Origin of the sequence: Epilithonimonas bovis DSM 19482 (genome assembly GCF_900108115.1) — a bacterium.
In the GTDB taxonomy this organism is placed as follows: Bacteria; Bacteroidota; Bacteroidia; order Flavobacteriales; family Weeksellaceae; genus Epilithonimonas; species Epilithonimonas bovis.
Map to the genome: position 1 here is coordinate 98,501 of NZ_FTPU01000006.1, position 19,060 is coordinate 117,560.

The 19,060-nt window shown below is 39.2% G+C and carries 17 protein-coding genes; 8 read left to right on the forward strand and 9 right to left on the reverse strand.

Translation table 11 applies throughout. The features are described from left to right. Positions 1 to 43: 43 nt before the first annotated feature. Both B0B05_RS04100 and B0B05_RS04105 read right to left on the reverse strand, forming a co-directional pair. Entirely contained in the window at positions 44 to 223 is a 180-nt protein-coding gene (locus tag B0B05_RS04100) for a hypothetical protein (protein ID WP_076782214.1), read from the reverse strand. Positions 224 to 232: 9 nt separating this feature from the next. After that, positions 233 to 451, reverse strand: coding sequence for a hypothetical protein (locus B0B05_RS04105; protein WP_076782215.1), 219 nt, complete (start codon positions 449 to 451; stop codon positions 233 to 235). 184 nt (positions 452 to 635) lie between these two features. On the opposite strand from B0B05_RS04105, the gene B0B05_RS04110 reads away from it, so the two are divergent. From B0B05_RS04110 to B0B05_RS04125, 4 genes are all read left to right on the forward strand, one after another. Next, complete coding sequence (locus B0B05_RS04110) at positions 636 to 1,337, forward strand: response regulator transcription factor (protein ID WP_076782216.1); 702 nt, start codon at positions 636 to 638, stop codon at positions 1,335 to 1,337. Between the two features lie 5 nt (positions 1,338 to 1,342). Beyond that, entirely contained in the window at positions 1,343 to 2,734 is a 1,392-nt protein-coding gene (locus B0B05_RS04115) for a HAMP domain-containing sensor histidine kinase (RefSeq protein WP_076782217.1), read from the forward strand. A 272-nt stretch (positions 2,735 to 3,006) separates the two neighbouring features. Then, entirely contained in the window at positions 3,007 to 3,498 is a 492-nt protein-coding gene (locus tag B0B05_RS04120; RefSeq protein ID WP_076782218.1) for a hypothetical protein, read from the forward strand. Between the two features lie 38 nt (positions 3,499 to 3,536). Further along, the gene (locus tag B0B05_RS04125; protein ID WP_076782219.1) at positions 3,537 to 4,385 is read left to right on the forward strand and encodes a YoaK family protein; all 849 of its coding nucleotides are present in this window, start codon (positions 3,537 to 3,539) and stop codon (positions 4,383 to 4,385) included. 110 nt (positions 4,386 to 4,495) lie between these two features. On the opposite strand, the gene trxB is transcribed toward B0B05_RS04125, so the two are convergent. Together trxB and holA are read right to left on the reverse strand one after the other, a co-directional pair. After that, a complete protein-coding gene (gene trxB / locus B0B05_RS04130) occupies positions 4,496 to 5,464 on the reverse strand; it encodes a thioredoxin-disulfide reductase (protein ID WP_076782220.1) in 969 nt (322 codons plus the stop codon). Between the two features lie 131 nt (positions 5,465 to 5,595). Further along, the gene (holA, locus tag B0B05_RS04135) at positions 5,596 to 6,633 is read right to left on the reverse strand and encodes a DNA polymerase III subunit delta (RefSeq protein WP_076782221.1); all 1,038 of its coding nucleotides are present in this window, start codon (positions 6,631 to 6,633) and stop codon (positions 5,596 to 5,598) included. An 8-nt stretch (positions 6,634 to 6,641) separates the two neighbouring features. On the opposite strand from holA, the gene B0B05_RS04140 reads away from it, so the two are divergent. Both B0B05_RS04140 and B0B05_RS04145 read left to right on the forward strand, forming a co-directional pair. Then, positions 6,642 to 7,076 (forward strand): type I restriction enzyme HsdR N-terminal domain-containing protein, encoded by a 435-nt coding sequence (locus B0B05_RS04140; RefSeq protein WP_076782222.1) that lies wholly within the window; start codon positions 6,642 to 6,644, stop codon positions 7,074 to 7,076. Positions 7,077 to 7,096: 20 nt separating this feature from the next. Further along, on the forward strand, positions 7,097 to 9,571 hold the full coding sequence (locus B0B05_RS04145) for an AsmA family protein (RefSeq protein WP_076782223.1): 2,475 nt from the start codon (positions 7,097 to 7,099) through the stop codon (positions 9,569 to 9,571). Positions 9,572 to 9,706: 135 nt separating this feature from the next. Here B0B05_RS04145 and B0B05_RS04150 read toward each other — a convergent pair whose 3' ends face one another. From B0B05_RS04150 to proS, 3 genes are all read right to left on the reverse strand, one after another. Beyond that, entirely contained in the window at positions 9,707 to 11,047 is a 1,341-nt protein-coding gene (locus B0B05_RS04150) for an Nramp family divalent metal transporter (RefSeq protein WP_394332782.1), read from the reverse strand. 119 nt (positions 11,048 to 11,166) lie between these two features. Further along, positions 11,167 to 12,474 carry an OmpA family protein gene (locus B0B05_RS04155; RefSeq protein ID WP_076782225.1) on the reverse strand — a complete coding sequence of 436 codons (1,308 nt, stop codon included), beginning with the start codon at positions 12,472 to 12,474 and terminating at the stop codon, positions 11,167 to 11,169. Between the two features lie 152 nt (positions 12,475 to 12,626). Beyond that, positions 12,627 to 14,102 (reverse strand): proline--tRNA ligase, encoded by a 1,476-nt coding sequence (gene proS / locus B0B05_RS04160; protein WP_076782226.1) that lies wholly within the window; start codon positions 14,100 to 14,102, stop codon positions 12,627 to 12,629. Positions 14,103 to 14,250: 148 nt separating this feature from the next. Here proS and B0B05_RS04165 point away from each other — a divergent pair, with 148 nt between their 5' ends. Together B0B05_RS04165 and B0B05_RS04170 are read left to right on the forward strand one after the other, a co-directional pair. After that, complete coding sequence (locus tag B0B05_RS04165; RefSeq protein WP_076782227.1) at positions 14,251 to 15,291, forward strand: hypothetical protein; 1,041 nt, start codon at positions 14,251 to 14,253, stop codon at positions 15,289 to 15,291. A 24-nt stretch (positions 15,292 to 15,315) separates the two neighbouring features. Beyond that, positions 15,316 to 16,731, forward strand: coding sequence for an OmpP1/FadL family transporter (locus B0B05_RS04170; RefSeq protein WP_076782228.1), 1,416 nt, complete (start codon positions 15,316 to 15,318; stop codon positions 16,729 to 16,731). 52 nt (positions 16,732 to 16,783) lie between these two features. Here B0B05_RS04170 and rsgA read toward each other — a convergent pair whose 3' ends face one another. Together rsgA and B0B05_RS04180 are read right to left on the reverse strand one after the other, a co-directional pair. After that, entirely contained in the window at positions 16,784 to 17,710 is a 927-nt protein-coding gene (gene rsgA / locus B0B05_RS04175) for a ribosome small subunit-dependent GTPase A (protein ID WP_076782229.1), read from the reverse strand. Between the two features lie 123 nt (positions 17,711 to 17,833). Continuing rightward, on the reverse strand, positions 17,834 to 18,913 hold the full coding sequence (locus B0B05_RS04180; protein ID WP_076782230.1) for a chorismate mutase: 1,080 nt from the start codon (positions 18,911 to 18,913) through the stop codon (positions 17,834 to 17,836). Between the last annotated feature and the right edge of the window lie 147 nt (positions 18,914 to 19,060).

Here is a 19,060-nt window from a genome sequence, read left to right on the forward strand (position 1 = left end):
AAATTTAATTTTTAAAATAGGGCGGGCAAGCTTTTGTCAAGGATCAGCGCTCGCCAATCTGATCTAACAAAACATCATAATCCTCAACAGAATTAAGCCTAATGCCGGTTGCCAATATGAGAGTGCAGCCTCTGTTCTCAGTGCTGGGATTGATATACACAATATGCGCTGTGTTGACCAGTACAAAATTTTTGCGTGTGAGATAAACTTTGATGAACGTCATAACTGAAGTCTACTGTGCGTAGATGGCGCGGTTTTGATAGACATTAACGGCTGCAATCTTTTCGCTTGTGGTATTATATATAATCTCTACAGAAAAACTGGATATCTGATAAAGCACATACTTCAGCTTATCTACAGTCCGCTCTTCCATTAATTGGCCTTGATTGAGAACCATTTGGCACTGCGTAAAATCCGACAGGTTTTTGAAATCGTAGTAAGAAATATTCATAGCAGTAAGTTATTATAGTTGTTATATTTTGCTATACAATTAATTGACCAAAATCCATCGTTTAAAAAAAAATCTGAAATTTCCCGAAATCCAAACACATTATCTGAAAATTATTTGCAAACTCAAGCCAATTCTGATGCTAAAACAGCAATCGATTTAATTTTATATTTTTGTAGGATTAGTTATGAAAAAAATTATTCTGATAGAAGATGAATCCAGTGTGGTATCGTTTATAAAAAAAGGACTGCAGGAACTGGACTACAATATTTCCGTTGCTTTTGACGGCAAAACGGGGATCAAGATGGCAGAAGATAACGATTTTGACCTCATCATCCTGGATATTATGCTCCCGGACATCAACGGGCTGGAAGTATGTAAAGAAATTAGAAAAAACAATAAAACAGTGCCGATCTTATTTCTTACCGCGCTGGATTCTTCAGAAAATATTGTTTTGGGGCTGGAAAGCGGCGGTGATGATTACCTGGTAAAACCGTTTAAATTTATAGAGCTGGTAGCGCGTATCAAGTCACTCCTCAGAAGAAGCAGTCACAGCAACGGCTCAGACACTGTTGAGATTAATGACGAAAACATCTATCAATTCTCTGATCTTAAAGTGAATGATTACACCAAAAAAGTAAGCCGGTCCGGTAACGATATCTCACTCACTTCTACCGAATATAAGCTTCTCCTCTACTTTCTCAATAATCCCGAAAAAGTGATTTCCAGAGCAGAAATCCTGGAAGCGGTGTGGGGTGTGAATTACGAATTGGGGACTAATGTGGTGGATGTCTACGTCAACTACCTAAGAAAAAAACTGGACTCACAGGATGATGACAAACTGATACATACCGTCATAGGAATGGGTTATGTGCTGAAAAAACCTTAATCAAAATGCTGAAAAGAATCTCCACCAACCAAACCAAAACCATGCTGCTCCTGATGCTGGTTTTTACAGTCGTTATTTTGCTGTTCAGCGCTTTGGTTTATTTTTCTATCGTTAACTTTTCGCATCAGCGGTTCTATGAATTACTCAAAATCCGTGCGACCACCATTGTCCAGATCGAGAAGGGTAAAGAACACCTGGACATCCCGGCTAATCATATCCTAAACAGTACCAATGATGAAGAATTACCGATGGAAAAAGATTATGTTTTTGAAGTTCCCAGGGATTCCAACTACAGCCAGATTACCAGTCAGATACACATTCCTGATACATTTTTTAAAAATATTATCAAAAAAGGTGAAGACAACTATAATGATCAGGAATTTTATTACATAGGACAATCTTTCAAGTCCGATGACAAAACTTATATTGCTATTGCGTCGGCAAAAAACCATTATGTGGTAGATTATCTCGGCTATCTCAAGAGGACGCTGGTTACCTGCATGGTATTAGCCATATTTTTTTCGATGATTTTCTCCTTTTATCTGTCGAAAACACTCTTCAAACCCATTCTTAAAATTACAGGAAAAGTAAAAGAAATAAGTTCAGAAAACCTCCACCTGCGGCTGGAACCGCAACCGGGCAATACAGAACTGAATGAGCTGATTGATACCTTCAACGATATGCTCAACAGGATAGAAACCTCTTTTGAGACCCAAAATCACCTGATTGGAAACGTATCCCATGAGCTGAGAACACCACTTACTTCTATTATGGGCGAGGCTGATGTGGCCTTGTCTCAGAAACGCTCCGAAGCACATTATCAGGAAACGCTGCAGATTATTCTGGATGAAGCCGAAAAACTGGATAAAAAGATCAAGGCACTTCTCATGATTGCCCAAACCGGTTTTGACGGGAAAATCCAAAAGATGGATAAAGTAAGGATGGATCAGTTGCTGTGGGATGTTATCGAGACAGCCAAACGGATCAATTCTAAAAATAATGTTTACCTGGATATCAGCATGCTGCCGGATAATCCTAAAAAACTGAAAGTGCAGGGGAACGAACAATTGCTTCACCTCGCAATGGCTAATATTATTAATAACGGCTGCAAATACTCCAACTTCCAACAGGTAAAAGTATCTCTGGGCGCCACAGACGATCATGTCTATATTATCATAAAAGACCATGGCATCGGTATCCCCGATTCTGAAATGGACAAGATTTACGATCCTTTTTACCGGGCTTCTAATACCAAGAATTACGAAGGTTATGGCATTGGGCTTCCGCTGGCCAGAAACATTGTGAGAATCCATAATGGCGAACTGATCGTCAATTCCAAAGAAAATGTTGGAACAACGGTGCAGATCCGCTTCCCGATCTATGTCCCGACTGAATAAATTACCGTATGCCCCGCAGCCCGACCTGAGTGAAGCTCATTTTTTTTCTGGGAATAAGCAAGGGCAAAAAATAGCGGGAACGGAGGGCGGAAAAGCTGCCCAAAATATTTAAAGAAATTACCTGAAAACGTAAATACTGATAATTTACCAGGTATTCTAATCTCATTTTAATCTCTCTAATTACATTTTAATTCTATTCCAAAAGCATTCTAATTTGGTCATGATAGTTTTGTATTATCAAAAAATAACAAAACCGAATCAAACAAAATATCATGACCAAAACCATTTTAATAGCCACCGATTTTTCACTTGAGTCATTGGATATTCTCAAAAAAGTATTGAGAAATAAAAGTGAACAGAATGACACCAACCGTTACAATATCGTTTTTGTATGCGGTTACGATATGGGCGACTCGATCAGAGACCTGCTGTTTACCACCAAAACCTCATTACTGGGCAAGATAAGATCTCAGGAGTTTTGTGATGCATACAGCATAATTTATAACAAATATCCAGACCTCATCAACAAAGTATCATGCGAAGTTTTCACCGGAAGCTTCCAGAGGTCCTTTAACCAATTTGCAGATGCCATTGCCGCTGACGAAGCGTATATCTCTACCGCTAAGTTACGGAACCTGAAGAAAGCCCAGTTTGATATTACACCTTATATCAAAAAGTGCCGTCATCTGGATGTGGTGGAGATTACTACCACGACACCGGAATTCGCACCGGAAAGAGGACGCCTCGCCGAGGTTTTCCTTTAATAAAATTAGAATTTTACACCAAACAAAAAAGAATTAAAATGTTAAGAAATTATAGTAACAGCAGAACGTTGGGAGACAACATAAGACTGGGGACGCTGACTGCCTTTACGGCAGGAACTATAAATATAGCATCCCTACTCATATTCCTCTCCTTTACATCCAATGTCACAGGACATTACGCCATTCTGGCGGCAGAGATCAGCCAGGGAAACTGGACACAGGTCGCCGTTGTTGGCGCATGGATTTTCCTATTCTTCTTCGGGAGTTTTGTGGCCAATATGAGTGTCATTAACTTCAATAGGAAAAGTAAGTATTTTGCACACGCCTTCCCTATTATCCTGGAGATTATCTGTCTCTTGGCAGTAGGGATCTACGGACAGTTTTATTATCAGAAAACGTTGGGTGAAACCGAAGCACTTGTGGCACTGATGCTTTTCGCGACAGGATTGCAAAATGGACTGACTGCCAGTATATCCAACTTCTCTGTAAAAACAACCCACCTTACCGGTACCACAACAGATTTGGGGATTCTTTTTTCTATGTTTACTCAGAAAAAATTCAGGAAAAACCCGGAACTGATTGGTAAAGCAAAATTACTGATGAGCATTATGATTGCTTATGTGATGGGGGCCGTTTTCTCCGGATTAACGTATTATCACCTCGAGTTCAGGGTATTTTATGTCATCAGCCTCTGTTTGCTGGTCGTCATTGGGTATGATTTTTATAAGATTAACCTGAGGCATTTTAATACACAATACAGATATTACAAAATCTATCACAAACCAACCCTGATCGCATTTTTGTATTATAAACTCCATAATAAAGATGAAAAAAGAACTATAAGTAGACCTAATACTAAAACAGAATTGGCTTTTAGCGACAAGTAATTATTCCTCTTAAACACATATAAATCAATTTTTTGTAATAGTTCTTTATTAGAAACGGCCTGAGATAATTCTCAGGCCGTTTCGTTTATTGTTAAAAATTTCAGCTCTAATTAGCGTTCCACCCAGGTGTGGTTTTCACCAGCCAATTCGCCAAGGTATTTTTCCGCATCCATTGCTGCCATACAACCGCTGCCGGCAGCTGTTATCGCCTGTCTGTAGTGGTGATCCTGAACGTCGCCCGCAGCAAAAATGCCAGGGAGATTGGTTCTGGAAGATTTACCCTCTGTTACAATATAACCTAATCCGTCTAAGTCTATCTGCCCTTTGAACAGATCCGTATTCGGTTTGTGGCCAATCGCGATAAAAATCCCGTGAACATCAATTGTTGAGACTTCATCAGTCAGGTTATTAACAACTTTAGCACGTTCTACCAGAGCATTTTCACCTTCGATACCAATTAATTCGTGATTATACTTCACCTCGATATTGGACGTATTCAGCACGCGGTCTACCATCACTTTGGACGCCCGGAAATGGTCTTTCCTTACCAAAAGCGTGACCTTGTTACAAATCTGAGAAAGATAAGTGGCTTCTTCCGCTGCCGTATCGCCGGCTCCTACAACTATTACATCTTTACCGCGGTAGAAAAAACCATCACAGGTCGCACAGGCAGATACACCGCCACCCGCATATTTTTTCTCGTCTGGCAGGCCAAGATATTTTGCGGCTGCTCCGGTGGAGATAATGACACTTTTCGCCAATATATCCCGGGAACCGGTACTCAGCATGTGTACGCCACCTCTTTTATGAGAAAATTCGACTTTGGAGATCATCTCATAATGAACTTTTGTATCAAAACGCTCGGCTTGTTTTTGCAACTGCAACATCATTTCCGGGCCGGTAATCCCTTCGGGATATCCGGGGAAGTTCTCTACATCTGTAGTGGTGGTTAACTGCCCGCCTGGTTCCAACCCTGTAAACAATTCGGGTTTCAGGTTGGCTCTTGCAGCGTAGATAGCTGCTGTAAAACCTGCAGGTCCGGATCCTATAATGACGCAGTCTAAGATATTACTCTCCATTATTATATGTAATTTTTATGATTAAAATTCAAGTTTTGGGATTCAAAAATCGGAAAACCTTTTGGACTGGGCTAATTTGATTTATAAATTTTGTCAATCGCCAGCTTATGATTAATCTGATCAAGCAAATTTTATACTTTTACTTTTAGTTCATCCACTTTGATAATCTTATAAACCAGCTCTTTGTAAATCTCCTCATCCTCCATCTGCCGGACGCCCAATCCTTTTGATTTCAGATCCATCTCACGAAGGATAGAAATCACTCGGGTAGCATGTTTTAGTGGATAAAATCTTGCTGCTTCTGCATAATCCTTGATGGCATAAGGTGCTACACGCATCTCTGCGGCAATATTTTGTGGTGACTGACCGGATAAAGTATGGTATAGTACAATATTGGAGAAAAAATTATATAATACTCCAAAAGCCATTTGCACCGGATTTGCCTTTTTATTTTTTCCCATGTAATAGGCAATACTGAAGGCTTTGCTCATATCTTTGCTACCCAAGGCCCGCTGAAGTTCAAAAATATTAAAATCTTTGCTGATGCCAACATTATCTTCGATGACTTTACCATCCAGCACTGCATCATTTTTGAGAACAATTTTGAGTTTGTTGAGTTCATTGGTAATGCGGGAAAGATCATTCCCAAGATATTCTGCCAAAAGATGGCTGATATTGGGAGCCGACTTGATGCCAAGGCGTGTAATCTCGCCCTGGATCCATGCTGGCAACTGATAGTCTTTGATTTTTTCACTTGTAAAAAGCATTCCGGCTTTTGCCAGCATCTTGCTTACTTTTTTTCTGCTGTCCAGTTTTTTATGCTTGTGCGCAATCACCAGAATCGTTGAGGGGACAGGATTTTCCAGATAAGCTTCCAGAGCTTTGGACTCATCTTCGTTAAGTTTCATATCCTGCGCTTCCTTCACAATAATGAGCTGTCTGTCACCCATCATAGGATATTGCCTGGCCAGAGAAAGAATCTCGGGATAGCTGGTATCCCGACCATAGACAACGGTCTGGTTAAAAGCCTTTTCATCTTCTTCCAAAACATCTTGCTCCAAATGCTTAACTGCCAGATCTATATAAAAAGCCTCTTCACCATGAAAAAAATAAACCGGTAAGAGTTCTTTATTTTTAATATTTTTGAGGATAATATCTATTTCTTTCATCTTAACGCATGCAGGTTCCCAAACTAAATTTTGAAACTAAATTTGATTTCCAGATCAAACAGGACAAAGATACATTTTTTATCTATGACCTCGTGCGGAAAAACTGGCTCGTTCTCACCCCCGAAGAGTGGGTAAGACAGCACTGGCTGCATTATTACCGTTTTGTAAAAAAGAAAAACCTTTCATCTCTCATTCTCGAAAAAAAACTGGAACTGAATGGTACTACCAAACGAATAGATCTTCTGATAACAGAGAAAACGCAACCAAAAATCCTGATAGAGTGCAAAGCTCCCGATATTAAGCTAAAGCCAGTGCACTTTGAGCAGATTGCGAGATACAACAGCCTGATTGGCGCAGAAAAAATCATTATCAGCAATGGGCTGCATCATATTTTTGCAGAATACAAAGATAATGGCTATATTTTCCACAGCAATGACTTTTAAAAACTGATACCATTATTGAGATGAAAACGACCGGCTTGACCAAAACAAAAAAAATACTGCTTGCCATTTTAGGAACTTTGCTAATTATAATATTGGCCTTTCCTTTTGCGCTGGATTTTTATCTGAACAAAAAGTTACCGGATCTTATTAATCAAAAGACCGACTATAACCTTACGCTGGATAACTTCGGGATGAGCCTGCTGTCTGGTAATCTGGAAGCTGACAATGTCTATCTGATCAATAAAAACACAAAAGATTCTACAAAAGCCCAAATCCGGGCCAGAATTAAAACAATTAGGATTAACAATTTTAGCATCTGGAAGGCCTTATTTCATAAAAAATATAATGTAGAGTCTGTCCTTCTCAGCCATCCCGAAGTTTCTGTAACGCTTGGCCCCAAAAAACAGGACAGCAGCAAAAACAGTACAAAATTAGACCTTGTCATAAAAAATATATTGGTAGAAAATGGCAATGTAACCATTAATAATCATAATGGCACGCCGCTTTTCAACGGTAAAAATGTGAATATCAAACTCACAGACATCAAACAAAGTGATGACGCATCAAAAATCCCATTGGCCTTCAAAGATTTTAAAGTGGATGCGCAGGATGTTATTATTACCGCCAACGAATTCTACAGAATTGATGCCAAAAAAATTGAAGCAAAAAATAGAACGCTACTTCTTGATCAATTCCATCTAAAGCCGCTGCAGATCGCCAGGTATTATGATTCAAAAAATGTATTTGATCTTTCTGCACAGTCGCTTTCTGCTACTGATTTTGTGGTTAGCCAGGATTCTTTGATTGTCAGCAAAATTCAATTTTTGAAACCCGATTTGAAAGTGACTTCTACAGGCAAAAAAACCGTGGAAAAAGATCCCAAAGATCTAGATCTTAAAATCGGGGTTAAGAATCTGGATTTCCAGCAGGGAAAAGTGCTTGTGCTACAGGCTAACCTGCAAAAGACAGCATCGGTAGATCAGTTCAATTTTACACTGAGTGATATTGTATTCGATAAAAATACAGTGAAAGAAAAAATCCCTTTTCATTTTGGCAATCACGATATTGAGGCAGAAAACATTTACTTTAAAACGGATGCACAGCATGCTATAAAAATTAATAAGATCAATTCGGCCAATTCTGATATTTCCGTGCATCAATTTAGGATGATTCCTTTGGTAAAAAGCAGTCACAAAGACATTGTTGACATTAGCACCGATAAAATCCTTATCCATAAAAATCAATCTAAATATATTGGTCAAAAACTGAATCTCAATTTTGCAGGCATTGATATCGTCAATCCCAAAGTCACCCTATTTTCCTCAAAAAGTAAAAGTCAGAAAAAAGCTAAGAACAATCAGTTCCCCGACTTTTTGGCGCAGATTGGGAAGATTAATATCATCAACGGGCATTTTAAACAGCTGTCTCATGGGAAAGAAAAAATGTCGGCAGGTAAAATAGATGTACAGTTTGCAATGGTAAAGTCTGATCCCAAAATCATCAAGCAGGACGTCCCGTTTACGAGTAAAAGCCATAATATCCAAGTAAAAAACATCAAAATAGATGCGGGCAAATATTATAACTTAAAACTGGCTTCTGTTAGCAATGTCGGTAAAGAAACAACGGTTCATCAGCTGGAATTTTTGCCAAAATATTCCCGAGCCGGATTCAGCAAAGTGATCCCTGTTGAGGAAGATCTGTATACCATCCGCACCAAGATGATCCGCATAACGGATAAAAGTTCGGTATTATTTGGTAAAAAACCGGTCATTAATCTGGAGCAAGTTGTCCTGGATGGCGTTAATTGTAATATATACCATGACTTGGCTCCGCCAGATGATAATTCTCCCAGATATCTGTTCAGCAAAAAATTGAGGAATGTTAAGATCCCGTTGTTTGTGAATCAGGTGCTGCTGAAAAATTCATCATTATCATATGAAGAAAATGCAGATAATGCTAACATCCCGGGAAAACTGACTTTTGAAAAATTCAATGCAACAATCCACAATGTCAATAATGGGAAAATCAATGGCTTGCCAACCCTTGTAACGGTTGATACAGATTTTCTGTTCTATGGTACTGCTCCGACACAAGTGACATGGAAATTTGATGTTAAAAATCCCGAAGACCAGTTTACTATCGTTGGGAATATTAACAAACTCTCAGCAGATAATGTGAATCTTTTTGTTAGGCCATATCTTAATATTACGGTGGATGGCAAAATTGATTATGTAAAATTTGATTACTATGGCACCAATCAATATATTGCCGGTAAATTTTACTTTAAATACAAAGATATGTACGTTAATTTCCTCAATAAAAAGACTGGAAAAGAGCGTAAGCTGTTAGGAACTGTTGCCAACTGGTTCATTAGAAACGAGTCTACCGGTAAACCCGAACATGTGAACATCAAAAAAAAGCGGGATCCGTCCCGAAGTTTTTTTAACCTGCTATGGCAGGGCATTATGGAAGGCCTCAAGAAATATCTGATTTAATTAAACTGCCTGATTACTTTTAATCAGGCAGTTTAATTAAATCAGAATGATTAGATCTGAGATCTAAATCTGAAAATATATTGCTAAATCAAAATATTGAGGAACATTCATGACCAAATCAGCTCTGATTTCCACTCATAAAAGAGGAAAAATGGTTTCTTTGAGCAGGTAGAGATTAAGCACTATTATAATCCCACTGATTACCCATGCCAGAATTGTAAGCCATGGTTTATTGGCAAACTCGCCCATTTTACTTTTACTACAGGTAAACATTACCAGCGGAACCACAGCAAAACTCAACTGCATAGACAAAATCACCTGACTGAAAACCAGCAATTCTGCGGTCCCTCTTTCCCCGTACAGGATCGAGATAATAAGAGCGGGAATAATAGCAATTAATCTGGTAATAAGCCTTCTAACCCAAGGTTTGAGCCTGATATTCAGGAAACCTTCCATCACAATCTGGCCTGCCAATGTTCCTGTTAAAGTAGAGTTTTGCCCCGAGGCCAAAAGTGCTACACCAAAGAATATACTAGCCATTGTTGTACCCAAAAGCGGCGTAAGCAGCTTATAAGCATCTGTAATATCAGCTACATCTTTGTTACCCGAAGTGTGGAACGTAGCCGCGGCAATAATCAAAATAGCGGCATTGATAACAAAAGCCAGCATTAATGAAATACTGCTATCGAGGCTGGCAAATTTAAGCGCTTCCTTCTTGCCTGCTACTGTCCTGGGATAATCTCTGGTTTGTACAATGCTGCTGTGTAGGTAAAGATTATGTGGCATCACCGTAGCACCCAAAATACCGATTGCAATGTATAGCATGGATGGATTCTGGATAATCTCTTTCTTAGGAATAAGCCCTTCCAGCAAAGGAAAAATATCAGGCTTACTGAGGAAGATCTCATAGAAAAAAGCAATAAAGATGATGAATATCAATCCACCAACGATACTTTCTATATAACGAAACCCCTTGGATTGCAGAAATAGTATCAGGAACACATCCACAATAGTAATCGCTACACCCCAACTTAACGGAATCCCAAATAACAGGTTAAGCGCGATGGCAGAGCCTATAACCTCGGCCAGATCACACGCTGCAATGGCGATCTCACAAAAAATCCATAAAACAAAATTAACAGCAGGATGAAAATGGTCTTTACATGCCTGAGCCAAATCACGTTCTGCAACAATTCCTAATTTCACAGAAAGATGCTGTAAAACAATCGCAAAAAGATTAGAAATAAGAATTACCGAGAGCAAAGTATAACCAAACTGCGCACCGCCGGCGATATCAGTCGCCCAATTACCGGGATCCATATAGCCTACAGCAATCAAAAGCCCCGGGCCAATATAAGCCATAAGCTTTTTTCCAAAACTACCACCTTCAGGGACTTTTACACTTGCAAAAACCTCATGCAGAGAGTTAGATGTTTTATCTTTTCTCCATGCATTATCACGTATATTATTTTTCAATATTAAATTTAATTGTTAGATTAGACTAACAAATATAAGAATAGTTTGCTGATTATCAAAACGGCATAAAAAAAAACTGCCAAAGTATGGCAGTTTTTTAAGAAATTGTTTTCTATAAATTATTTGATAAATCTAATAGCTGTTTTTCTGTCAGATTCTCTTTCTTTATCAGTAGCATCGGCAGGTACTTTTGCAAATTTAGCCCCATAACCTTCTGCTTCTTTTACCTGAGCAGAATTCAATGCTGTTTTTACAGTGTTGGCTCTTTCACCAGATAATTTTAGATTTGCAGCTGCGTCACCTTTTTTGTCGGTATAAGCACCCACTTTGATTTTTGCATCAGGAAACTCAGCTAATATCGCTTTGAGATTATCTAACTGAACCTGAGATTCTGGTGTTAATACAGCTTTTCCAAACTCGAAATTAAGATTATCAAAGTTGAACCATTTGTCTTTTAACTGCTCTTCTGTAGCATTTTTATACTCATCGGATTTTAAGAAGGTTACAATCTGATCTTCGATTCCTCCTTTGTAAGCCTGCAATGTTTTGCCGCTTGGCAAAGTCACTACAGTTGTTTCTCTTGCAACAGCCACTGTATCGCCAGCCGGATTGGTGGAGTCAACAACAGTTGTGGTAGAATCCACAGTTGCTACGCCAGCTGTTTCCGGTTTTTTATCACATTGTTTCCAGAAGAAATAGGCTAATAATAGTAAAAGAATGAGTGGTAATAACCATTTCCAGATGCTTCCCCCGGATGTGCTGTCAGGTGCAATCTCGTGCGTAGTGCCACTTCTTGTAACATCCACTTTTGGTGTTTCGGTCACAGGAACTTTTGGATTGATATCCGCCAACGGAGTTTGGTGAGCTTCTGGAATAACATTAGCGATCTCCGGCTCGGAGCTTCCAAACCAATTACCCAAACCAAGTGATGCAAAACTAAAACCTGCCGGCAATAATGCAGAAAGGTAATTTTTTTGACTTGACAACAGATTTTCGAATGAAGACAAATCAAGATTATGATCAGTGATATACTTACCTAAACCTCCTGAGGCGGCGCCGGTAACCAGATTAAGCAAAGAATTGGTAGATTCGGTTTTGATGCCTGCAAAACTAGAAACAGAACTTGCCAAAGCAGATAACTTATCTCCATCTCCAAAGACAAGCGACAAAATTCTTGAAATCAATGACTGATCCCCACCACCGCTATTAAGCAGGTTAGAAGTAACACCTGATGTTGCAGCTTCTTTTAACGTGCTGAACAACTCAGATTTTGCATTACTGTTTGCAAATCCGCCTATCACGGCTGGTAAGAGCACAGATATGGCTTTTGAAACACCGGATTCACTTTCTCCAAGTTGAGTTGCGGCCTGAGACACTGTAGAAGCACCAAGTTGACCCTTAATAAGTTCGATTAAATTGATTGACATAATAGTTTATTTTTATGTGATTTGTTTTGTAATATTAACAAATATCAATCCAGTATTTTATAAAATCCATAATTTTAAGAAATTTTTAACGTTAAAAGCATCTAGAAAAAAAATTTCTTATTAAAAAAACCGCGAATCAATCGCGGTTTACGTTAATATGCTTTTGCAAAAACAACTCTCTGTCTGGATGGTTTGCCACTAATAAGTGAAACACCCTCTTCCAGCTCATTATCAAGCGGAATGCACCTGATAGTCGCTTTTGTCTCCTGTTTGATCTGTTCTTCTTCTTCTTCTGAACCGTCCCAGTGCGCCAGGATAAATCCACCTTTTTCTTCCAGCACCTGCTTAAATTCTTCATAAGAATCCACTTTGGTGATATTTTCTTCGCGGTAACTTAACGCTTTATTATAGATATCCTTCTGTATGGTTCGCAGCAATGTTTCGATATAATCATCCAAACCGTCCAAAGCTACTGTTTCTTTAGTTAGATTATCTCGTCTTGCGAGTTCTACTGTTTTGTTTTCAAGATCTCTTTGGCCCATTGCAATTCTCACCGGTACACCTTTTAATTCATACTCGGCAAATTTCCAGCCGGGTTTGTTTTGAGTATCATCATCAAATTTAACAGAGATTCCTTTGGCTTTAAGCTTGGCCTTAATATCCAGAGCGACTTCGCTGATCTGAGCCAACTGCTCTTCCCCTTTAAAAATTGGGACTATCACCACCTGAATCGGTGCCAACGTTGGAGGTAAAACCAAACCAAGATCATCAGAATGTGTCATAATTAATGCACCCATCAGCCTTGTAGATGTTCCCCAGGACGTTCCCCAGGCATGTTCTATCTTTCCTTCTTTTGTGGTGAATTTCACATCAAAAGCTTTTCCAAAATTTTGCCCAAGGAAGTGTGAAGTACCGGCTTGCAAAGCTTTCCCGTCCTGCATCATAGCCTCGATACAATAGGTTTCGTCTGCACCTGCAAATCTCTCCGATGGTGATTTTAAGCCTCGGATAACTGGCATCGCCATAAAATCTTCTGCAAACTTAGCATACACTTCCAACATTTTTTCTGCTTCGTCAACCGCTTCGTCTTTTGTGGCATGGGCGGTGTGGCCTTCCTGCCAAAGAAACTCTGCCGTTCGTAGAAACAATCTTGTTCTCATCTCCCATCTTACAACATTAGCCCATTGGTTAATTAGTATTGGCAAATCACGGTAAGACTGGATCCAGCTTTTATAAGTATTCCAGATAATAGCTTCCGAAGTTGGCCTCACTATGAGTTCTTCTTCTAACTTTGCATCGGGATCTACAATTAATTTCCCTGGATTATTCGGATCATTTTTTAAGCGGTAATGTGTTACTACGGCGCATTCTTTGGCAAAACCTTCTGCATTCTTTTCTTCTGCTTCAAAAAGGCTTTTGGGAACAAAAAGTGGAAAGTATGCATTGTGATGTCCTGTTTCTTTAAACTGCCTGTCCATCTCGTCACGCATCTTTTCCCAAATTGCATAACCATAAGGTTTGATTACCATACACCCTCTTACGCCGGAGTTCTCAGCCAAATCTGCTTTCACTACCAACTCGTTATACCATTTGCTGTAATCTTCTGCTCTTGATGTTAATTTTGCCATAAATTTTTTGCTATAATAATTTAACTTTTTTAATAATTTTAATCTAAATAAAAAGCCTAATTTTACACGTGTTTTATAAAATTTACATGGTATAAAATTTGGTTTCTTTAAGATATGCAAATATAGCAAACTTAATACTTCTCATAAAATGAAAAATATAAACAATAACAGCTTTCTAAATCTGATTAAATCCAAAGGTTTAATTTTGATTTCCAGCAGTTTTCTTTTATCTTCCTGCACTGTTTACACAGGTGGCTATTCGGAAACTGACGGGGTTTATTACGATCCTAACAAAGACTCTTTGCCAGCAGGGACCTACTCCGGCAATTATGGCAATCAGGTAGATGACTATTACAATTATCAGGATACATCCAGCATCTATGATAATAATCAAAAAAACCTAGAGGATCAGCAAAACCGTTATACACAGACACTTACCAACGATTCCGACTGGGGCAGTTATACCGGAACCGAGACCAATTACAGCAGTTTTAACAACTGGGGTTGGGGAGGCTACGGTTGGGGCTCACCTTTTTACGGTGGTTACGGTTGGAATAGCCCTTACAATTCCTGGGGATGGGGCTTAGGTTTTGGCTGGGGATGGGGTAACTCATTCTATTCGCCTTGGGGATGGGGTGGCTTTTACGACCCTTTCTACTCAGGATTTTATGGAGGCTATGGATGGGGAGGTTATTATGGAGGATACTACCCTTACGGCGGATACGGATGGGGTAATTATTACAGGCCTTCATATAACAGGTCAGGTATCAACGGAAGATTTGCGCCTCAAAACAACTCTTACAGGTCAACCAATAATTTCAGAGGTATAAACAGTACACCGGGCTTTAGAGATATGCCTCGTGCTGGCGCTAACAGCAATAACAATTACCGAAATTATCAGAATAATAATGGTGTAAGAAATTTCCCTAACAATGGGACCAGAAACTTCCCAAATAATAATGTAAGAAATTATCAGAATAACGGCGGCTACAGAAATACACCACAGAGTTTCCCAAATAACAGCGGCGTAAGAACTAATCAAAATGGTGGTTTCCGTAATGACGGATTCAATTCTGCACCTATGAGGTCAGGAAATTCCGGTGGGTTTAATTCCGATGGCGGTTTCCGTTCTGGTGGCGGTTCCACAGGCGGTGGCGGTGGTTTCCGTTCTGGTGGTGGCAGAAGATAGTTCTAATAAAAACTTTAATTTATAATGCTAAAAAAATTATTTTTACTGATTAACATTCCAGCTTCATTTTTATATCTTAAGGCGCAGGATGTTTCAGTAATTACGAATACCGCAGATGTCTATTCTGCGAATCCAATAAACGGAACTTCAAAATTCAATGCGATGGCCGGATCCATGGGCGCGCTAGGTGGTGATATTTCATCAGCCAGTGTTAACCCTGCGGGTATCGGTGTATTTATTACCAGCGACGTTAGTTTTACACTAGGTGTGAATAACAATAAAAACACAACCACGTTAGCCGGCATGTCCACTGTTGCAAAAAACAACAAAACGGATCTTAATAATACAGGTGGTGTTTTAACAATTAATCTTAATAACACCAATTCCAAATGGAAATTTGTGAATATTGGATTCAATTATTCTACGCAGGCTATCGACAATTATTCTTTGTCAGCAGGCAATCAGAATATCAGGATTCTTGATGACTTTTCCTATCCGGGAACCAATATCAATTATACCTTTTATGGGCATCAGTACGGAAGAACTGGCGATCTGTCCAAGACCAATTTTACGGTAGGTGCCAATTACGACAACCGCCTTTATTTCGGACTTGGGCTTAATTTCCACAATTCTTATCTGGAGCAATATGACTCTGCCAATTTCCTGGCAGATAACAGAAGTTCGGTCCTGTCTTACAACAAGCAGTATACAGATTTTGCGGAACACTCCAATGGTTTCTCAGCTAATATCGGTGTGATAGCCAAAGTTGGCAATCAGTTCCGTTTGGGGGCCGCTGTAGAAACGCCTACATGGTGGTCTATGGACCGGGCTTATAATCAATACTACTTTAATTATAACCAGTATGATGTTTTCTCTGAGGACCGTAAACTTTCCACGCCAATGAAAGCAACCTTGAGTGCTGCTTTTGTCCCAAGCAAAAACTTTTCTTTGAATGTGGATTATATACAAGGGATTACAAAACCTAAATACCATGTTTACGGAGATGCTGAAACAGAACTGAATGACTTCTTCAGCGACTCTTATAAAAATGCATCCGAAGTCCGCGTAGGTGCAGAGTATAGGGTTGCAGGCCTTAGACTGCGTGGCGGTTACGCATATCAGGGGAATAATTTTGACAACATGTCCTTTTTAGCCTATAACGATAACGGGTCAGCTTCTAACCAGTCTTTTTCTAATCTTTTTGTAGGAAAAAGAAATATTATAGGTGCTGGTTTAGGTTATGATTTCAAGGCATTTTATATAGACGCATCTTATCAGAATATCTCTTCTGAGTATTCGAGTCCTTTTTTACAGGGTAATCCTGAATATAATTCAGGTTACTTCAACGGAGGATTTGATGTGAATAGCGATGCTTTTGCGGTCTCTAAAGTTAAAAACAACAGAAATAACTTTTTTGTAACGCTTGGCTGGAAGTTCTAAACTCTTAAGATTTGTATAAAATAAAAATTCCCACAGAAAATTGTGGGAATTTTTATTTTTGGTTAATCTCTTCTGCCTCTTCCATCAGTTTGAGATAGGTCATATAACGGCTTTCTTCGATTTCACCGTTTTCCAGGCCGGCGATTACAGCACATTTTGGCTCGTTGATGTGCATACAGTTGTGATATTTGCAATCCCTGCCCAAGGTGAAAATCTCAGGGAAATAATGCTGGATCTCATCCTTTTCAACATCTATCATGGCAAATTCCCGAACGCCGGGCGTGTCGATAACAGAACCACCAAAATCCCAGAAATGCATTTGTGCAAAAGTGGTTGTGTGCTTACCTTTCAGATGGGTATCAGATATCTCACCAGTCCTTAGATCCAGGCTTGGCTGCAGGGCATTGACCAGTGTTGATTTGCCACAACCAGAATGCCCGAAAAACACGGATGTTTTATCTTTTATCCTGTCTTTCAGCAGGTCAAGATTAAGTTTAGAATAAGAAGATATCTCCAGTGTATCGTAACCAATATTCTGATACATTGCTTCTATGTTTTGCACAATTTCTTTTTCATCTTCTGACAACACATCCATCTTATTAAAAAGGATAAGAGAAGGAATGTTATAAGCCTCACAGCATGCCAGAAACCGATCCAAAAACCCCAAAGACGTTTCCGGAAACTTAAGCGTATAAATAAAACAGGCAATATCTATGTTAGAAGCAATGATGTGAGCTTCTTTTGAGAGATTGACCGATTTCCTGATCAGGTAATTTTTTCTGGGGAAAATTTTCGTAATCCAGGCCACATCGTCCTGTTCCAGAGAAAATTCTACCTCGTCTCCTACTGCCAGAGGATTAGTAAGGCGTGTTTTTATCAATTTAAATTTCCCACGGATCCTGGCTTCAAAAACAGCCTTGGTTTCTGTTTCCAAAACCTGATACCAGCTTCCGGTAGATTTGATGATGATTCCTTTCAAACGGTAGAATTTTATTGTTGGTAAATTTACTACAATTATTGTATAAAAAAATTAAAATCCCTTCCCAAGTTACAGACTTAGAAAGGGATTGATTTAGAAAATTTTATTAAAGGAAGATGATGATTATTTATCAATCATGATATGATTCTGAACCTCTATACTCTCTTCGTGAATCGCCTTGAAAACTTTCTCTATAAAATCCTGAGACATCCCTGTTTCAGAAGCTTTTTGGTTAGCATACTCAGTAATAATTTTCCAGCGTTCCGGTTGGAAGATGGCGATATTATTTTCTTTTTTCAAAGTCCCGATTTTCTCAGAAATTTTCATCCTTTGTGATAACAGTTCTATCAGCTGAAAATCCATATCACTAATAAGTGTTCTGTGTTTTCCCATCTCATCTTCATATCCCGAGATATCAGAATTACGCATCTGCAGGTTGTTGATCATAGCGGCCAGCACTTCCGGAGTAATCTGTTGGGAAGCATCACTCCATGCATTATCCGGGTCACAGTGGCTTTCTATAATCGCGCCCTGATAACCCACGTTGAAGGCCTCTTGCGCAACACCGGCCAAACCTGTTCTGTTACCACAAATGTGTGACGGATCTATGAATAACGGAATATTGGGGAATTGATTTTTGAAATCTAAAGCAATCTGCCAGTTCGGGATATTTCTGTATTTGGTTTTCTGATAAGTTGAAAAACCTCTGTGGATAGCACCCAGGTTTTCTACGCCCTGACCTAACAAACGCTCCAGTGCACCAATCCAAAGTGCCAAATCCGGATTAACAGGATTTTTTACCAGTACAGGTTTATTGGTTCCGCGCAAAGCCTGCGCGATCTCCTGAACGGTAAAAGGGTTAACGGTAGATCTTGCACCAATCCAAAGGATGTCTACATCAGCTTCCAGCGCAGCAAAAACGTGATGTGCATTGGCCACTTCGGTTGCTGTTTTAAAACCATATTCTTCCTTTACCTTCTTCAGCCAGTTAAGCCCAATCACACCTACACCTTCAAAACCGTTTGGTTTAGTACGCGGTTTCCATATACCTGCACGGAAAGCAGAAATCTCTGCACCGCTCTCTTTCAGCCTTTTTGCTGTTTCCAGCATTTGTGATTCGCTTTCTGCACTGCATGGCCCTGCAATGATCATTGGACTTGGGAATTCTTTGATCCAATCGTTTTTCAATTCGTTTAAGTTCATTTTATTTTTAATATTGTTAGTTAAAATTAATGCAATAGATAATCTGTTATAAATTTTTATGTATATCCGTTTTTAATCATACTGCTGTAATATTAGCAATAATGAGCCTTTCGAATAGTTTGTCTCCGAAATATCTTCGATTTAGTT

Bases quoted from the DNA above. Each gene is read 5' to 3' on its own strand.
- B0B05_RS04100 (WP_076782214.1), bottom strand. From the start codon at position 223: ATGACGTTCATCAAAGTTTATCTCACACGCAAAAATTTTGTACTGGTC.
- B0B05_RS04105 (WP_076782215.1), bottom strand. From the start codon at position 451: ATGAATATTTCTTACTACGATTTCAAAAACCTGTCGGATTTTACGCAG.
- B0B05_RS04110 (WP_076782216.1), top strand. From the start codon at position 636: ATGAAAAAAATTATTCTGATAGAAGATGAATCCAGTGTGGTATCGTTT.
- B0B05_RS04115 (WP_076782217.1), top strand. From the start codon at position 1,343: ATGCTGAAAAGAATCTCCACCAACCAAACCAAAACCATGCTGCTCCTG.
- B0B05_RS04120 (WP_076782218.1), top strand. From the start codon at position 3,007: ATGACCAAAACCATTTTAATAGCCACCGATTTTTCACTTGAGTCATTG.
- B0B05_RS04125 (WP_076782219.1), top strand. From the start codon at position 3,537: ATGTTAAGAAATTATAGTAACAGCAGAACGTTGGGAGACAACATAAGA.
- trxB (WP_076782220.1), bottom strand. From the start codon at position 5,464: ATGGAGAGTAATATCTTAGACTGCGTCATTATAGGATCCGGACCTGCA.
- holA (WP_076782221.1), bottom strand. From the start codon at position 6,633: ATGAAAGAAATAGATATTATCCTCAAAAATATTAAAAATAAAGAACTC.
- B0B05_RS04140 (WP_076782222.1), top strand. From the start codon at position 6,642: ATGCAGGTTCCCAAACTAAATTTTGAAACTAAATTTGATTTCCAGATC.
- B0B05_RS04145 (WP_076782223.1), top strand. From the start codon at position 7,097: ATGAAAACGACCGGCTTGACCAAAACAAAAAAAATACTGCTTGCCATT.
- B0B05_RS04155 (WP_076782225.1), bottom strand. From the start codon at position 12,474: ATGTCAATCAATTTAATCGAACTTATTAAGGGTCAACTTGGTGCTTCT.
- proS (WP_076782226.1), bottom strand. From the start codon at position 14,102: ATGGCAAAATTAACATCAAGAGCAGAAGATTACAGCAAATGGTATAAC.
- B0B05_RS04165 (WP_076782227.1), top strand. From the start codon at position 14,251: ATGAAAAATATAAACAATAACAGCTTTCTAAATCTGATTAAATCCAAA.
- B0B05_RS04170 (WP_076782228.1), top strand. From the start codon at position 15,316: ATGCTAAAAAAATTATTTTTACTGATTAACATTCCAGCTTCATTTTTA.
- B0B05_RS04180 (WP_076782230.1), bottom strand. From the start codon at position 18,913: ATGAACTTAAACGAATTGAAAAACGATTGGATCAAAGAATTCCCAAGT.